The 288-nt window shown below is 38.9% G+C and carries 1 protein-coding gene; it reads right to left on the minus strand.

All coding sequences use genetic code 11. The annotated features are described in order from the left end of the window. Positions 1-288: hypothetical protein (locus AAEZ03_RS26840; RefSeq protein ID WP_350582841.1), on the minus strand; the 288-nt coding region annotated here is incomplete at both ends.

A 288-nucleotide genomic window follows, 5' to 3' on the forward strand; every position in this document is an offset into this window, starting at 1 on the left:
TTAATATCTTCTAATAAACTATCTTTAGTACCATAATCATTATCGTCAGCCAGCAATTTTACTTTCTTTACCCAAGCATGGCTGAGTATATCGCGCTCATCAACCAGTATGTCTCGCTTTTCTTGCTCATAGCATGTGCTAGCCACTGTCAGCCAAGATGCAGTCAAACTCCTATAAATATCACCAATATAACCGTTAGAATCATCAGCACGCCCTAAGCTAGCATTAGTAGATTCTATAAATAACTCAAGTAACGTCAGGCATTCTTGTGGTTGCTCAGGATAAAGG

Source organism: Pseudomonas sp. HY2-MNA-CIBAN-0224 (assembly GCF_040310285.1).
GTDB lineage: Bacteria > Pseudomonadota > Gammaproteobacteria > Pseudomonadales > Pseudomonadaceae > Aquipseudomonas > Aquipseudomonas helleri.